12 protein-coding genes are annotated in these 16,362 nt (G+C 70.0%); 9 read left to right on the top strand and 3 right to left on the bottom strand.

Features of this window, described 5'->3' with window-relative positions; translation table 11 throughout:
- Nucleotides 1-10: 10 nt before the first annotated feature.
- Complete coding sequence (locus tag AB5L97_RS14645; RefSeq protein WP_369045193.1) at nt 11-1,354, top strand: geranylgeranyl reductase family protein; 1,344 nt, start codon at nt 11-13, stop codon at nt 1,352-1,354.
- A complete protein-coding gene (locus tag AB5L97_RS14640) occupies nt 1,351-2,454 on the top strand; it encodes a polyprenyl synthetase family protein (RefSeq protein WP_369045192.1) in 1,104 nt (367 codons plus the stop codon). The genes AB5L97_RS14645 and AB5L97_RS14640 overlap by 4 nt, the downstream gene beginning before the upstream one ends.
- A 69-nt stretch (nt 2,455-2,523) precedes the next feature.
- On the opposite strand, the gene AB5L97_RS14635 is transcribed toward AB5L97_RS14640, so the two are convergent.
- Together AB5L97_RS14635 and AB5L97_RS14630 are read right to left on the bottom strand one after the other, a co-directional pair.
- Nucleotides 2,524-3,447 (bottom strand): endonuclease domain-containing protein, encoded by a 924-nt coding sequence (locus tag AB5L97_RS14635; RefSeq protein WP_369045191.1) that lies wholly within the window; start codon nt 3,445-3,447, stop codon nt 2,524-2,526.
- Nucleotides 3,448-3,782: 335 nt separating this feature from the next.
- Complete coding sequence (locus tag AB5L97_RS14630) at nt 3,783-4,220, bottom strand: hypothetical protein (RefSeq protein WP_307955517.1); 438 nt, start codon at nt 4,218-4,220, stop codon at nt 3,783-3,785.
- 69 nt (nt 4,221-4,289) lie between these two features.
- Here AB5L97_RS14630 and AB5L97_RS14625 point away from each other — a divergent pair, with 69 nt between their 5' ends.
- From AB5L97_RS14625 to katG, 7 genes are all read left to right on the top strand, one after another.
- A complete protein-coding gene (locus AB5L97_RS14625) occupies nt 4,290-5,066 on the top strand; it encodes a sirohydrochlorin chelatase (protein WP_369045190.1) in 777 nt (258 codons plus the stop codon).
- Nucleotides 5,067-5,074: 8 nt separating this feature from the next.
- Nucleotides 5,075-6,280 carry an MFS transporter gene (locus AB5L97_RS14620; protein ID WP_369045189.1) on the top strand — a complete coding sequence of 402 codons (1,206 nt, stop codon included), beginning with the start codon at nt 5,075-5,077 and terminating at the stop codon, nt 6,278-6,280.
- 174 nt (nt 6,281-6,454) lie between these two features.
- Nucleotides 6,455-8,212, top strand: a complete 1,758-nt coding sequence (locus AB5L97_RS14615) for a nitrite/sulfite reductase (protein ID WP_369045188.1) — start codon at nt 6,455-6,457, stop codon at nt 8,210-8,212.
- Nucleotides 8,213-8,253: 41 nt separating this feature from the next.
- The gene (locus AB5L97_RS14610) at nt 8,254-8,988 is read left to right on the top strand and encodes a phosphoadenylyl-sulfate reductase (RefSeq protein WP_369047452.1); all 735 of its coding nucleotides are present in this window, start codon (nt 8,254-8,256) and stop codon (nt 8,986-8,988) included.
- Nucleotides 8,985-9,926: a sulfate adenylyltransferase subunit CysD gene (gene cysD, locus AB5L97_RS14605; RefSeq protein ID WP_369045187.1), complete on the top strand. Its 942-nt coding sequence runs from the start codon at nt 8,985-8,987 to the stop codon at nt 9,924-9,926. Before AB5L97_RS14610 ends, cysD begins: the two co-directional genes overlap by 4 nt.
- A complete protein-coding gene (locus tag AB5L97_RS14600) occupies nt 9,926-11,290 on the top strand; it encodes a sulfate adenylyltransferase subunit 1 (RefSeq protein WP_369045186.1) in 1,365 nt (454 codons plus the stop codon). The genes cysD and AB5L97_RS14600 overlap by 1 nt, the downstream gene beginning before the upstream one ends.
- 635 nt (nt 11,291-11,925) lie before the next feature.
- Nucleotides 11,926-14,154, top strand: coding sequence for a catalase/peroxidase HPI (gene katG, locus AB5L97_RS14595; RefSeq protein ID WP_369047451.1), 2,229 nt, complete (start codon nt 11,926-11,928; stop codon nt 14,152-14,154).
- Nucleotides 14,155-14,296: 142 nt separating this feature from the next.
- Here the strand turns inward: katG and AB5L97_RS14590 are convergent, their stop codons facing one another.
- Nucleotides 14,297-16,147, bottom strand: coding sequence for a hypothetical protein (locus AB5L97_RS14590; RefSeq protein ID WP_369045185.1), 1,851 nt, complete (start codon nt 16,145-16,147; stop codon nt 14,297-14,299).
- Nucleotides 16,148-16,362 lie beyond the last annotated feature (215 nt).

Genomic DNA, 16,362 nt, shown 5'->3' with positions numbered 1-16,362 from the left:
CACGTCCGGTATGGAAGTCCTCGTCATCGGAGCCGGCCCCGCCGGCTCGACCGCAGCCCACTACCTCGCGCGCTCCGGCGTGCCCGTCACGGTCCTCGAGAAGACCCGCTTCCCCCGCGAGAAGGTCTGCGGGGACGGGCTCACGCCCCGAGCCGTCCGCGAGGTCCAGCTCCTCGGCCTCCCGCACGCGCCCGAGGACGGCTGGCGCCGCAACCGCGGCCTGCGGCTCATCGCGGGCGGCCGCAGCCTCGAGCTGCCGTGGCCGGACCTGGACGACTTCCCGGACTACGGCCTCGTGCGCACGCGGCTCGGCTTCGACGAGGCCCTCGCTGAGCACGCGCGTGCGGCGGGCGCGCAGATCCTCGAGGGGCATTCGGTCACCGAGGTGATCACGGACGACGGCGGCCGCGTGGTGGGTGCCCGGGCGCACCTCGTGGACGAGGCCGGCAAGAAGACCGGGGAGACTCGGGAGTTCCACGCCGACTTCGTGCTCGCCGCCGACGGCAACTCGACCCGCGCGGCCGTGTCCCGCGGCCTCGCCAAGCGCGATGACCGCCCGCTCGGGGTGGCCTACCGCACCTACTTCACGAGCCCCCGCCACGAGGATGACTGGATGGAGGGCTGGCTCGAGCTCCCCGGTGCGGACGGCAAGCCGCTGCCCGGGTACGGCTGGGTGTTCGGCGTGGGCGACGGCACGTGCAACGTGGGTCTGGGCATCCTGAATTCCTCCAAGGAGTTCGGCAGGCTCGACTACCGCCAGGTGCTGCGCGAGTGGACGGCCGCGATGCCGGAGGGGTGGGGCTTCACCGAGGCCAACCAGGTCGGGCCCATCCGCGGCGCGGCGCTCCCTATGGGCTTCAACCGCACCCCGCACACGGTCCCCGGCATGGCCCTCCTCGGCGACGCCGGCGGAATGGTCAGCCCGTTCAACGGCGAGGGCATCTCCTACGCCATGGAGTCGGCCAGGTTCGCGGCCCAGTACCTCGTGGACGCCGCAGCAGCCCAGCGCGCGGCGGGCCGGACGCGGCCCGATGCCGCCGACGTCGACCGTCGCCTGAATGCCTATGCCGACCGCGTGCGGCGGGAGTGGGGGAGCCACTTCACGCTGGGCCGCGCTTTCGCCTCTCTCATCGGGCACCCGGCCGTCATGCGGGCCGCGCTCGCGACGGGCATGCCCGTGCCCCCTCTCATGCGCCTCGTGGTGCGGCTCCTCGCCAACCTCACGGACCGCCCCGGCACGAGTCTTCCGGACGCCGCGATCCGCATCCTCGAGTCGCTCGTGCCCGCCACGTCCAACACCGATTCCCCCACCGCGCCGGTAGAGCGCCCGAGAAAGCTAGGCTTGAGACCGTGACTGAATCTGCAGAGAGCCGCTGGACGCACGCGGGGCACGGCCGCCCCGAGTCCGCCGAGCCCCCTCCGACCACCACGGCGATCGCCGTCGGCATGCAGCTCCCGGCCGGCTTCATTGCCATCGCCGAGGACGCCGAGCTTGGCCCTGCGATCACCACGAGCATGGCGCGCGTCGAGCGTGTGCTCCGTGAGGCGATCTCCAACTCGGACCCGCTCGCGGACGCGACGAGCCGGCACCTCATGGAGGCCGGCGGCAAGCGCATCCGCCCGCTGCTGACCATCCTGGCCTCGCACCTCGGGGATCCTGACAGGGCCGCGGTGCTCCAGGCTGCCGCCGTCGTCGAGCTCACTCACCTCGCGACCCTCTACCACGACGACGTGATGGACTCCGCGCCCTACCGCCGCGGCGCACCGACCGCCCACGAGGTGTGGGGCAACACGGTGGCGATCCTCGCAGGCGACCTGATCTTCGCCCGGGCCTCGATCCTCGTCTCCGACCTCGGCGGCCGGGCCCTGGCCATCCAGGCCCGCACGTTCGAGCGGCTCTGCCTCGGCCAGCTCCACGAGACCGTGGGCCCGAGCGAGGGCGAAGACCCGCTCCAGCACTACATTTCCGTGCTGTCAGACAAGACGGGCTCCCTCATCGCGGCCTCCGGGCAGTTCGGTGTGATCTTCTCCGGCGCCCCCGCCGAGTTCGAAGACGTGCTCGTGGACTACGGCGAGAAGGTCGGCGTCGCGTTCCAGCTTGCCGACGACGTCATCGACGTGACCGGCGGCAAGGTCACCTCCGGCAAGATCGCCGGGACCGACCTGCGCGAGGGCGTCCCGACGCTCCCGGTCCTCCTGCTGCGCCGTGCCGCGGCCGACGGCGATGCCTCCGCCCGGCGGGTCCTCGCCCTCGTGGACGCGGACCTTTCGGGTGACGACGCGCTGGCCGCCGCCGTCGCGGCGATCTCGGCGCATCCCGTGACCGATCAGTCGTGGGCCGTGGCGCGCGAGTGGGCCGACGCGGCCAAGGCCGCTCTGGAACCGCTGCCCGAGGGCGTGGTCAAGGAGTCCCTTGCCGCCTTCGCCGACGCGGTGGTAGAGCGCCAGGCCTGACCGCCCGAGACCGGGTTGAGGGGTCATTTCCCCCGTGAGGGGTCATTTCCCGGTTGAAAGGCCCTGTGCCTACGCCGCTCGCGATCGAAGCGCCGACCGGAGCTTGTGGCGGACACGACCGAAGTCGTCCTCGCGATCGGCCGCGGTCACGATGATGACAGTCCAGCCCGCTTCGCGGAAGGCTGCGTCGCGGCGAGCATCGCGGAGGCGCTGTTGGTCGGCGAGGTGATGCGCGCCGTCGTACTGGATGGCGATCTTCAGGGCTAAATAGCCCAAGTCGGCGCTCGGGGAGAACGCGTCCGACGGGCGCAGGACGATCTGAAGTTCGGGCTCCGGGAAACCGTAGGCGAGGAGGCAGAGGCGGAGCAGTGTCTCCGGGATGGAATCGGCGCCAACACGCATGTCCGCGAGTGCGGCCCGGCATTTGGCGACGCCCTTCATCTTCGGGTGGAGTCGAATCATTTCCGTCAGCTGCGCAATGGTGGCGTAGGACTCGGATCTGCCTTCGAATTGTGGTCGCGGCTTGCGGATCAGCTGATCTCCGAGCGCAACCAGTGACACCGGACCCAATTCCTGCCCCAGATCCAGCCATGATCGGGCGGGTGAACTGGCCATAATGCCCGGCTCGAGTTCGATGACTTCCCCGGGGTGCGCGGTGACCCGATGGCCGACGACGCCCTCCCGCCGCACCCGCGGAAGGTGCGACGGTTTGCTCAAATGGAGGAGGGAATGGTCCGATGACGGGTCGGGCAGCCAGAGACCGTTGAGGGCGGTCGACGTCCGGTGGGATGCCCAGGCCCCCTGCGTCACGGCGAGGGTGGCGCGCGCCCGATCCGCCAGAGTCGGCACGCCGACACGCGGCACATAGATTCCACGGCTGACGCGCGTGACTTCCTGTTTGACGAGGTCGGCGTAATCGAGGCCGAGCCGACGGGCCTCGGCGGAGGTGAACGGATGGGCGAGCATGAGGTCGAGAGCGGTGGGCGTTGCCATGCCCGCATCGTGACACGAAATCTCGGACCCTGTTCAGAGTTATCCACAGCCTGGGAGGCGTCCCGCGTGATCTCGCGGATGGGAAATGTCCTCCACAGGGTGGCAGCGCCGCCCGGGATATGACCCCTCGTCGGGGAAGTGACCCCTCAATGGGGAAGCGACCCCTCAACGGTCCCATTAACGGGGCCGGCCCCGAGGCTCGGCTGACGAGTCTCGGGGCCGCTTTCCGTTCGCACCCGGATTCACTGGAGGCTAAGAAGTGAACCCATTCACAAGCATATGACAGATCTGTAAATTGTCCAGTGATAGTGGTAAATCAGATTCGCCGGGGCGACTCAGCCCTCTTCGTCCGCCTCGTCGTCCTCGCTGAAGACCCACTCGAACATGTCGAACGTGAACTCGGAGAACGTGCCGTCCTCGGACACCCACTCGCCGCGGGCGTTGTTCTTGCGGTACACGATCGGGTCCGGAACGCGGAGGTCTCCGGAACGGAAGCCCCACGTGAACTGCTCCTCTTCGTCCTCGAGGAACATGAGGAAACCCTCGTCGTCGATCTCGAGTTCCTCGGGGTCCCAGAAGAAGTGGTAGGCCTCCATGAGCTCCGAACCGCCGAGCGCGAGGTAGAACTCGCGCAGCGCCTGGGGGATCGTGAACGCGTGCTCCTCGAGGGCGGCGTCGAGCTCCTGATCCGAGATGCCGTCCTCGGGCTGCCAGGGATCCTCGAGGTACTTGGGGACAAGCGCGCGGAATCGCTCCAGGAACATCTCGTTCATGGGATTCATCCTAGCCGCGCGCCTGGCCCTGGTTCTCCCGCCGCCAGAGGCGCCGGGTACGCTCGCCTCATGAGCCCGGAGATCCTCGTCGCGTGCGCCCACGGAACCAACAATCCGGAGGGAAAGGCCGCGATCCTCGGCGTCGTGGACCAGATCCGTGCGGCCAGACCGGGCCTGACCGTCCTGGACGCCTACGTCGACGTCCATGGCCCCGAGCTGCCCGATGTGGTGGCGGGCCTGCCCGCTGACGCGCGTGCTGTCGTCGTGCCCCTCCTGCTGAGCGTCGGCTACCACGTCAGGGTGGACATCGCCCGCGCCGCCGCCTTGCGGCCCGGCACGCTCGCGGCGGGCCCGCTCGGCCCCGATGAGCGCCTCGCGGACCTCCTGGCCGACCGCCTCGGGGAGGCGGGGCTCGGGGCCGAGGACGCCGTGGTGCTTGCCGCGGCTGGCTCGTCGAACCCGCAGGCGGCGCACGACGTCGAACGCCTCGCCGACATGCTCCGCCACCGGATCCCCAACCGCATCCTCCCCGGCTACGGCGCGAGCGCCGTCCCGACCGTCCCCGAGGCCGTCGCCGAGTTCCGCGCCGAGGAGGCTCGGACCCTCACCGACCGCGGGCTGGGGGAGACGGACGGAGCGGACGACGCCGTGCGCGTCGTCGTCGCCTCCTACCTCCTCGCGCCGGGCTACTTCCACGACCAGCTCGCCGTGGCCGGGGCCGACGCCGTCACGGCGCCGCTGCTCCCCGCGCCGGTCATCGCCCAAATCGCCCTCGACCGCTATGACGAGGCCATCGCCGCCGCGGAAACCAGCGCCCCGGACGCCCCGGCCGCTCCGCGCGCATGACCCCGAGCATGCCCACCAAGACCCCCACGCCGCACCGCGGCCTGCTCGTCATCCTCGTCGCGGCGATGGGCGTCGGCCCGTTGCTGAACTACGGCCTCAGCGCGGTGAGCCCGCTCATCATCGCGAGCCTGGGAATCAGCCAGTCCCAGTTCGGCCTGCTCGCGGGAGCCGTGTTCGCCTCCGCGGCTGTGAGCAGCTTCTCCCTGGGACGACTCAGCGACCGCGTGGGCATCCGCACGCAGCTCGTCCTCATCTTCGGTGGAACCGTCGTCGCGCTCCTCATCGCGGCCCTCGCCCACGCGTTCTGGGTGCTCCTCATCGCCGTCATCCTCGCCGGCCCGGCCCAGTCGATCTCGAATCCCACCACGAACCGCGTAATCGTCACCCAGGTGCCCCCGCACAAGCGTCCAGGGTGGATAGGGATCAAGCAGTCGGGCGTGCAGGCGAGCCAGCTGTTCTCCGGCCTGTTCTTCCCGGCCGTGGCCCTGTGGCTCGGCTGGCAGGGCGCGTTCGGCCTCGCCGCGGTCGTCGCGCTCGGGCTCCTCGCCTATGGGTTCACCCAGGTGCCGGCCGAGCCCGCCAAGCCCCGCACCGCTGCGGCCCACGGTTCCGGCGGCCCGCTGCCGTTCTCGGTGTGGCTCTTCGCCGCGTTCGCGTTCTTCTCTGGCCTTGGGATGCAGGCCACGAACGTGTACCTGCCGCTCTACTCGGTGCGGGTCCTCGACTTCCCACTCGTCCTCGCGGGCGCCGCGGCCGGCGTCTCGGGGATCGTGGGTGTCTCCTCGCGCATCATCTGGGGCCGCCGCATGGCGCAGGGCGCCCGGCCGTCGGTGCTCCTGTTCGCGCTCGCGCTCGGCGCGGTGGTCGGGGTGCTGTGCCTGCTCGGTGCGGGCGCGTGGCACCAGCCGTGGCTCGTGTGGATCGGGGTGGCGCTCCACGGCGCAACGGTGCTGGGCGCCAACGTCATCATGAATGCGGCCACGCTCGTGGTGGTCCCGCCGGACCGCATCGGTGTTGCCTCCGGGGTCCTCGCGGCGGGCATGTACACGGGGTTTGCGCTCGGGCCGCTCCTGATGGGCGTCCTCGCGGATGCGACCGGCGCGTACGACGTCGGGTGGCTCACCGTGGGCGGCGGCTACGTCGTGTGCGCGGGGCTGGCCCTGTGGCTCAGGCGGTATGGGGCGACCCACCCGTGGACGTCGTTCGGGCACTGAGGCGAGCGGGCGTCGTCGTGCGCCACACCCTCGCGCACGCCATGTCCTGACGCCATGCGCTGACGTCAAGGGCCGGCCCCATCCTGTCCATGAGTGCGACGAAATGTGTCCTCGCGTGACCGTGCGTTGCAGGGCCCTAGGGACACGCCCGTCCTGCTCCGTACCCTCGAATCCATGACAGAGACCGCTGTATCTCCGCGCACTGGGGGAGCCGACGCTGCGGGCGCCCGCCCCGCACGGCCGCGCGCCGCCAAGCCCAACGGCCAGTGGAAGGTGGACGGCACCGCTCCGCTCAATGCCAACGAGGTGTGGAAGCAGGAGGACGGCGGCCTCAGCGTGCGCGAGCGCATCGAGACGGTCTACGCTCAGGGCGGCTTCGACTCGATCGACTCGACCGATCTGCACGGCCGCTTCCGCTGGTGGGGCCTCTACACGCAGCGCAAGCCCGGAATCGACGGCGGCAAGACCGCCACGCTCGAGCCCGAGGAGCTCGAGGACCGCTACTTCATGATGCGCGTGCGGATCGACGGCGGCGCGCTCACCACCGAGCAGCTGCGCGTCATCGGCGGCATCTCCCGCGACTTCGCCCGCGGCACTGCGGACATCACCGACCGGCAGAACATCCAGCTCCACTGGGTGGAGATCGAGAGCGTGCCTGAGATCTGGCGCCGCCTCGAGGCGGTAGGCCTGCACACCACCGAGGCGTGCGGCGACGTGCCCCGCGTGATCCTCGGATCGCCCGTGGCCGGCATCGCGGCGGACGAGATCCTCGACCCAACGCCGCAGATCCGCGAGATCGCGGACCGGTACATCGGCGACGAGTCCTTCGCCAACCTCCCGCGCAAGTACAAGACCGCCATCACAGGCCACCCGAGCCAGGACGTGGTCCACGAGATCAACGACTTCGCACTCATCGGAGTGGTGCACCCCGAGCTCGGCCCGGGCTATGACCTGTGGGTGGGCGGCGGCCTCTCGACATCAGCGCACCTCGCCGTCCGCTTGGGCGCGTTCGTCGAGCCCTCGCGGGCAGCCGAGGCGTGGTTCGGCGTCACGAGCATCTTCCGCGACTACGGCTACCGGCGCCTGCGCAACCGCGCGCGCCTCAAGTACCTCGTGGCGGACTGGGGCGCCGAGAAGTTCCGGCACGTCCTCGAGACCGAGTACCTCTCCGCGCCGCTCCCCGACGGTCCCGCGGCCGTCAAGCCGACGACTCCGGGCGACCACGTGGGCGTGCACCGCCAGAAGGACGGGCGCTTCTACATCGGCGCGACGCCGACCGTGGGCCGCGTCTCCGGCGAGACCCTCCTCAAGCTCGCGGACCTCATCGAGGCGCACGGCTCGGCCCGCCTCCGCACTACGCCGCACCAGAAGATCGTGGTGCTCGACGTTGACCAGGACCGCGTCGACTCCCTCGTCGCAGGGCTCGAGGAGCTCGGCCTCTACGCGAATCCGAGCCCGTGGCGCCGCTCGACCATCGCGTGCACGGGCATCGAGTTCTGCAAGCTCGCGATCGTGGACACGAAGGACACCGCCACCTCGGCGATCGCCGAGCTCGAGAAGCGCTTCCCCGCGGGGACCACGGACGCAGGCGGTGCCAACGAGCTCCTGCGTCCGCTCACCCTCCACGTGAACGGCTGTCCGAACTCGTGCGCGCGCATCCAGACGGCGGACATCGGACTCAAGGGCCAGCTCCTGCCCGACGGTAACGGCGGCCAGACCCCCGGCTTCCAGGTGCACCTCGGCGGAGGCCTCGCGTCCGATTCGCGCGAGGAGGCCGGGACGGGCCGCACGGTCCGGGGGCTCAAGGTCACGACCGACGATCTGCCCGACTACGTCGAGCGCGTCACGCGGCGGTTCCTCGCCGAGCGCGCCGATGACAACCAGACCTTTGCCGAGTGGGCGCACGCCGCAGACGAGGAGGCCCTCCAGTGAGCGATCCGACAGTGGCTGAGGAAACGGTGGCTGAGCCCACGATCGTTGAGCAGACGGCGGGTGAGCGGGGCCGAAACCTGCGGTCCAAGGAGGAGCTCAAGGCGCTCGCCGAGGCCGGCGCGGCCGAGCTCGGCTGGGACGCCTCCGCGGACGAGGTGATCGGCTGGGTGGCGAGGAACTTCGGGACCGAGGCGACCGCCGTCGCCTGCTCGATGGCCGACGCCGTCCTGCCGGCACTTGTTGCCGACCAGCTCCCGGGCGTCGACGTGCTCTTCCTCGACACGGGCTACCACTTCCCGGAGACCTACCAGACGCGGAACGCCGTTGCCGAGAACCTGCGCGTGACCATCGTCGACGTCACGCCGAGGCAGACCGTCGCCGAGCAGGATGCCGCCGAGGGCAAGGATCTCTTCGCCCGCGATCCCGGCCGCTGCTGCGCGCTGCGCAAGGTCGAGCCCCTGAGCCGTTCGCTCGCCGGGTACGAGCTGTGGTTCACGGGCGTGCGCCGCGACGAGTCCCCGACCCGCACGAATACCCCGCTCGTGACGTGGGACGAGAAGAACGGCCTCGTCAAGGTCAATCCCGTCGCGGCCTGGTCCTTCGACCAGCTCGTGCAGTACTCCGAGGACAACCTCCTGCCCGTCAATCCCCTCCTTGCCCAGGGGTTCCCATCCATCGGCTGCGCGCCGTGTACGCGCCCCGTCGCCCCTGGAGAGGATCCCCGAGCCGGCCGCTGGTCCGGCACCGACAAGACAGAATGCGGACTCCACACATGAGCATTCAGTTAGACGAGACCGCCGTGCCAGCCCCGGCCCAGGCGGCGTCACTGCCCCTCCTCGACGCGCTCGAGGCCGAATCTATCCACATCATCCGCGAGGTCGTCGCCGAGTTCGAGCGTCCCGCGATGCTGTTCTCGGGCGGCAAGGACTCCGTAGTCATGCTGCACCTCGCCGCGAAGGCGTTCTGGCCGGGGAAGATCCCGTTTCCCGTCCTGCATGTTGACACGGGCCACAACTTCCCCGAGGTGCTCGACTTCCGCGACCGCACGGTCCAGCGGCTCGGGCTCAAGCTCGTGGTCGGCTCCGTCCAGGAGTTCATCGACCGCGGCGAGCTCGCCGAGCGCGCCGACGGAACGCGCAACCCGCTCCAGACCATCCCGCTCCTGGACACCATCGAGCGCAACAAGTTCGACGCCGTGTTCGGCGGCGGCCGCCGCGACGAGGACAAGGCGCGCGCCAAGGAGCGCATCCTGTCCCTGCGCGACGAGTTCGGCCAGTGGGACCCGCGCAACCAGCGCCCAGAGCTGTGGAACCTGTACAACGGGCGCCACACCGTGGGCCAGCATGTGCGCGCGTTCCCCATCAGCAACTGGACCGAGCTGGACATCTGGCGGTACATCGAGCGCGAGCAGATCGAGCTCCCGAGCATCTACTACGCCCATGACCGCGACGTGTTCGAGCGTGACGGCATGTGGCGGGCCGTCGGCGAGGTGAGCCTCCCGCGCGAGGGGGAGGACGTCGTCGTGCGTACCGTGCGCTACCGGACGGTGGGAGACATGTCCTGCACCGGCGCCGTGCTCTCCGACGCCTACACGGTGGCTGACGTGGTGCGCGAGGTCGCGGCCTCGACCCTCACCGAGCGCGGGGCCACCCGCGCCGACGACAGGATTTCCGAGGCGGCCATGGAAGACCGCAAGAAGGACGGGTACTTCTGATGAACACGCTGGTTGAGCCTGCCACGCTCTCCGAGGGCACCCTCTTCCGCTTCGCGACCGCCGGCTCCGTCGACGACGGCAAGTCCACCCTCGTGGGCCGTCTCCTCCACGACTCGAAGGCGATCCTCGCCGACCAGCTCGACGCCGTGGCCCGCACCTCCGCGGACCGAGGCTTCGGTGGGGAGCGCGGCGGCCTGGACCTAGCGCTCCTGACGGACGGCCTGCGGGCCGAGCGCGAGCAGGGCATCACGATCGACGTCGCGTACCGCTACTTCGCGACCGACCGCCGCACGTTCATCCTCGCCGACTGCCCGGGCCACGTGCAGTACACGAAGAACACGGTCACGGGGGCGTCCACCGCGGACGCCGTGGTGCTGCTCATCGACGCGCGCAAGGGCGTGCTCGAGCAGACCCGCCGGCACCTGTCCGTCGCGGCGCTCCTGCGCGTGCCGCACGTGGTCGTGGCAGTGAACAAGATCGACCTCGTGGACTTCTCGGAGCCTGTGTTCACCCAGATCGCGGCCGACGTCGCGCGGGTGGCTTCCGAGCTCGGCCTCCGCGAGGCGGTGGCTGTGCCGGTCTCCGCGCTCGACGGCGACAACGTCGTCGACCGGTCGGACCGGACGCCGTGGTACTCAGGGCCGACCCTGATCGAGCTGCTCGAGTCGCTGCCGAGCACCGATGAGCTGTCTGACGAGGGAGAGGCCTTCCGCTTCCCGGTCCAGACCGTCATCCGGCCCCAGGGCGCGCTCGCGCCGGGCCTGGACGAGGGCGAGTTCCGCGACTACCGGGCCTACGCCGGGCAGGTCACCGAGGGGACCGTGCGCGTGGGCGACCGCGTCGCCGTCGTGACCCCCGGCCAGACGGCACGTGAGACGACCGTGGTGGGGATCGACGTCGCGGGCCGTTCTCTTGAGGAGGCCGGTGCGCCGCTCTCCGTGGCCCTGCGGCTCGCGGACGAGTTCGACGTGGCGCGCGGCGACACGATCGCGGCCGCGGGGACGCTGCCGGAGAGCACCGCCGATCTGTACGGGTCCGTCGCCTGGCTCTCGACGAAGCCGCTTCGTGAGGGTGCCAAGGTGCTCGTGAAGCACGGCACTTCGACAGTGCGCGGCCTGGTGCGTGCCGTGACCGGCAAGCTGGACCTCGACAGCTTCGAGGTGGCGCCGGCGTCGGGCCTCGACCTCAACGACATCGGCGAGGTTCAGGTTCGCCTGGCCGCGCCGCTGCCGCTCGAGCCGTACGCGGCGCACCGCCGCACGGGTGCCTTCCTCGTCATCGATCCCCAGAACGGCAACACCCTCGCCGCCGGCATGGTCCGCACGCACCCCGGCGATACCGAGGACGAGCGCTACTGGATCTGACCGGCGCCGGTGGTTGAGCGAAGTCGAAGCCCGGAGTCGAATCTCACTGGCTGAGCGGAGCGAAGCCACGTCGAAGCTTCGGCTGTGCGCCTTTGCCCTGGAGATGGGGGCGACGCCCATCTGGGCCCGGTATCCTGCACCGGCTCAACACTGCAGTGCCGCCGTAGCGGACAAGTGCCACCGAAGCGCACTTGTCCGCTACAGCAGCGCTGCGGAGCGTGCTGGCATCAGGGCTGGTGGGGAAGCCTGACATGCGCGTCACCCCAGGCCGCCGCCAGATCTGATCCAGCGCGTGTCGGCATGAGCAGCTCGGGCCACCAGTCCCTCTGCCGCCGACGGTGCCCCTCACCTCACGAGGCCAGGGGCGCCGTCGTGCGTGTCCGGCGCGCAGCGCGATCCACCCCCGCCTGCCCGATGAATGGACAGGGGACGGGCGTGGGGTCCCTCACACTGCTAGCGTCAGCAGTGAACAGTACGGCGCCGTGGCCGCACCTTCCGCAGTCCGCGCGTTCCGGCAGTCGTGCTTGTCACAGTGATCGGATGCCCAGAGTTCGACAGGTTGCACCGAGTCCGAGGTGAGCCTCGGGGGAGGAAGGAAGCAGATGAGAGACATCCAGCAGGGCGGATGCCCCGTGATGCATGACGGCGCTTCGTCGTCCGGGACCGGGACCGGGACCGGGACCGGGAGCGAGAGCGAAAACCCCGCCATCCCGGCGCCTGAGCCCAAGGCCCACCGCCCACGGCAGAACTCGGACTGGTGGCCGAACCAGCTCGACATCTCCGTGCTCCACGCCCAGAACCCCAAGGGCAACCCACTCGGTGCCGATTTCAGCTATCGCGACGAGTTCGCAAAGCTTGACGTCGAGGCGCTCAAACAGGACATCGCCGAGGTCCTCACGACGTCGCAGGACTGGTGGCCCGCCGACTTCGGGCACTACGGCGGTCTCATGATCCGGCTCAGCTGGCACGACGCCGGCACGTACCGCGTGTTCGACGGCCGCGGGGGCGCCGGGGACGGCAGCCAGCGCTTTGCGCCGCTGAACAGCTGGCCCGACAATGCCAACCTGGACAAGGCCCGGCGCCTGCTCTGGCCCGTGAAGCAGAAGTACGGCCAGAAGGTCTCGTGGGCCGACCTGCTCGTTCTCGCGGGCAACGTTGCCCTCGAGTCCATGGGCTTCACGACCTTCGGGTTCGCCTTCGGCCGAGAGGACATCTGGGAGCCCGAGGAGATCTTCTGGGGCACGGAGGACACGTGGCTCGCCGAGGACCGGTACGTCAGCGAGGACGAGATGGTCCCGGTGGTTGGCGCGACCGAGATGGGCCTCATCTACGTCAACCCCGAGGGCCCCAAGGGCAACCCCGATCCGGCCGCGGCCGCGGCCTTCATCCGCGAGACCTTCGGCCGGATGGCGATGAATGACGAGGAGACCTTCGCCCTCATCGCCGGCGGGCACACATTCGGCAAGACCCACGGCGCCGCCCCCGCGGACGCGCACGTCGGCCCCGAGCCCGAGGGCGCGAATCTGGAGAACCAGGGCCTCGGCTGGCTCAGCACTTACGGGACCGGCCACGGTTCCGACACCATCACCTCCGGCCTCGAAGTCACGTGGACCGACCGGCCGACCGAGTGGAGCAACCGTTTCCTCGAGATCTTGTTCGGCTACGAGTGGGAGCTGACGAAGAGCCCGGCCGGCGCACACCAGTGGGTCGCCAAAGATGCTCCCGAGATCATCCCCGATCCCTTCGACCCGCAGAAGAAGCACCGTCCGACGATGCTCACCACGGATCTCTCGCTGCGCATCGATCCCACGTACGAGGCGATCGGGCGCCGTTTCCTCGAGAACCCGGACGAGTTCGCGCTCGCGTTCGCCAAGGCCTGGTACAAGCTCCTGCACCGCGACATGGGCCCGGTCGGACCGCACATGCTCGGCCCGTGGGTGGCGGAGCCCCAGATCTGGCAGGACCCGGTTCCCGCCGTCGACCACGAGCTCATCGACGACGCCGACATCGCCTCCCTCAAGGCTCGGCTCCTCGACACGCTGAGTGCCGACCAGCTCATCAGCACGGCGTGGGCCGCGGCGTCGAGCTTCCGCAAGACGGACAGGCGAGGCGGCGCCAACGGTGCGCGCATCCGGCTCGAGCCGCAGCGCGACTGGGAGGTCAACCAGCCAGAGCAGCTCGAGGCCGCGCTCCGGGCCCTCGAGGGCGTGCAGGAGGCATTCAACGTCGTCCAGACCAATGGCAAGCGCGTCTCCCTTGCGGACCTGATCGTCCTCGGCGGCTCGGCTGCCGTGGAGAAGGCTGCGAAGGACGCCGGATTCGACGTGACGGCGCCCTTCCGGCCCGGCCGCGCCGATGCGACGCAGGAACAGACGGACATCCAGTCGGTGGCGTACCTCGAGCCCCGCGCGGACGGCTTCCGCAACTACCTGCGTCCCGGCGAGAAGGTGCCGGCGGAGACGCTGCTCGTGGACAAGGCCTACATGCTCGACCTCTCCGCGCCGGAGATGACTGCGCTCCTGGGCGGTCTCCGGGCTTTGGGAGCCAACAACGGAGGCTCTGCGCACGGCGTTCTCACCGACCGGCCGGGCGTGCTGTCCAACGACTTCTTCGTCAACCTGCTCTCTCCCGGCACCCAGTGGAAGGCTTCGGAGACCGAGGAGAACGTGTACGAGATCCGCGACGTCGCGACGGGCGAGCTCAAGTGGACGGCGACCGCGGTCGACCTGATCTTCGGCTCCAACTCGCAGCTGCGCGCTCTCTCGGAGGTCTACGCGAGCGACGACGCCAAGGAGAAGTTCGTCAACGACTTCGTGGCGGCCTGGTCGAAGGTCATGGAGCTCGACCGGTTCGACCTCCACTGACACCGAACGGACGCTCCCCGCTGGCCCATCCGCGGCCGGCGGGGAGCCGTCCGCGGTGGCCCCCGGCCACGAAAGGGAACGTGACCTCTCGCACGTGATGACCCAGCAGCTCCGCTACTCGGGCGGTGTGCAGGGGAAGGTTCTACTCCTCGTCGGTGTCGGCGAGGAGCGCAACGACGAGGAGGAGCCCACGGGCGACGGCGGCCCGCAGTGGGTCGGGGACCTCGGGATGGGCCGAGAGGGCGCCGGTGACGAGGCCAGCGGCTTCGAGGCTCCGCACCGTCCACACGGGACCCCCGCCGATCAGCGCCAGCTCGGGCACCTCTATGTCGAGATCCTCGGGTGCGAGGGCGCGCATCAGCTGGACGATGGATTTCTTGATGATGAAACGGCCGAAGGCGCCTTTGGCCATCGGGCGCGTCAGAATCCCTGCGACGAATACTCCAGCGACCATCTCGGCCAGCTCGAGCGGTGGAAGCCCCTCGGCTGCCCACTCAGCGGCTGCGGGGCCCGGGCGGACGCTGGACGAGGTGGTCCGGATCACCTCCGCACTCGATAGCGCCTCCCACCACTGCGCGAGCACGGGAACGTCGGCCATCGACAGCGCCTGAACCGGCGCATCCTCGCCGTGTTCAATGCCGACGCGTTTCGCAACCCCGACCGCCCGGATGCCCAGCATCGTCGCGACGTGCTTGATGTCCGCACGCCGCACACCACCGGTCTGCGTGACGGGCCTGCCGGTGCCGACCCACTCAAGCAGCTCGTTCACCGCCGCGATAAGCGGCGTCTGCGCGAGCGCGCCGCGGCGCACATCGGGGTTGACCTGCTCTGCATGTTCCAGCATCGCGCCGAGGGGCCCCGATCCGGCGCCGGACTCGTCGAGCGCATCCTCGACAGCCTCGTGCGCCTCCTCCCACCCGCCGAGGTCGTGACCGGCGTCGAGGCGGAAGTGCACGTAGTCGTGCAGCGTCTCGAGCACCTCGGGGTGATCGGCGCCGTCGGCCTCCCAGAGCAGGTCGATCAGAGGTTCGACGTCGAGGGCCCGGTGCAGATCAAGGCCGTGGCCGCGCCCGATGTCCACCAGCGCCTGCGTCAGCAACAGCTCGTCGGACACCGTGGGAGCGGCGATCGACGGGGCGCGTTCGAGCCATGTGCCGAAATTTCGCCGCAGGGCACGGTCCGCAATCTGGAGGTCCCGGCCCATGGGACGCCCCGGTGCTTCCGGGCCTTGCGCTTTCGCACCGCGCGCTCCCAGGGGACGCATGAAACTGCTTCCCGGCGCTTGGGGGGACGCCGCTACCGGGGCGCTTGGCGTCGGAGGCCCCGACGACGGGCCGTCGACGAGCACCCGCCCGGCGACGTCGCGCACGGACGTCTTCTCGCTCGCGGCGCGCGCGCTGAGAGATGCCGCAACGAGAAGCACGGATCCCTCGAACAGTGCCAGCCCCCCATGCCGGTGCAGGCTCCCCAGCGATGCGAACGCGCGCCCCTTGCGGGCGAGCGCGAGGACATCAGTGGCCGCGGCACGTGCGGCCCGGTTCCACCGCGGCACACGCGTGGCCGTGAGCGCGGCACGCAGTTCGGGGTCGGTGTGCCAGCTGTCGAGGAGTCCGAGACTCACGCCGACGAGGTGCGAGATGGCTGGCGCGTCGCCCGCCGGTTCGCTCTCTACGCCTGCGAGCACTGCGGCGGCACGGTCTTCATCACCCTCGCAGAATGACTCGGCGAAGAGCCTCAGGACCGCGAGGGCCCCGGCCCGCCGCGCACCGACCGGAGTGAACAGCGTGAGGTTGTGGCGCTCGGTCGCGCGGGCGAGCGCTTCATTGACCGCGCCGAGATCGTTGTCGCCATCGCGGTCGTTGAGGTCGATTCCTTCGTCGGCGAGCAGCGGCGCGAGCTCGTCCATCATCCGGGCGGCCATCCCAGGGGTGTGGACAATGCCCATCCGGGCCAGTCGCGAAACGAACTCCGGGTCTTCGAAAGGCGATGTCACTCAGGCAACGGTACGCGTCGTCACTGGCGGGCGACCACCCGACGCGGCGTGCCCACCCCGGCGAACGGCGCACAGAGGTGAAGTCCGCATCCGGGGTGAGCTCGGGGCATCGGCGTTGCGTCGTGTGACGTCTCGTGACGCAGCGTGAACGCCCGTGACCGGACCCTTGGCCACGCACCCGGGGTCCCTCCATCATGGAACCCATGATCACGCAG

Origin of the sequence: Sinomonas sp. P10A9, from assembly GCF_041022165.1 — a bacterium.
Lineage (GTDB): Bacteria > Actinomycetota > Actinomycetes > Actinomycetales > Micrococcaceae > Sinomonas > Sinomonas puerhi.
The sequence above is the reverse complement of the archived record's forward strand: the minus strand, read 5'-3'. Positions and strand labels throughout refer to the sequence as shown.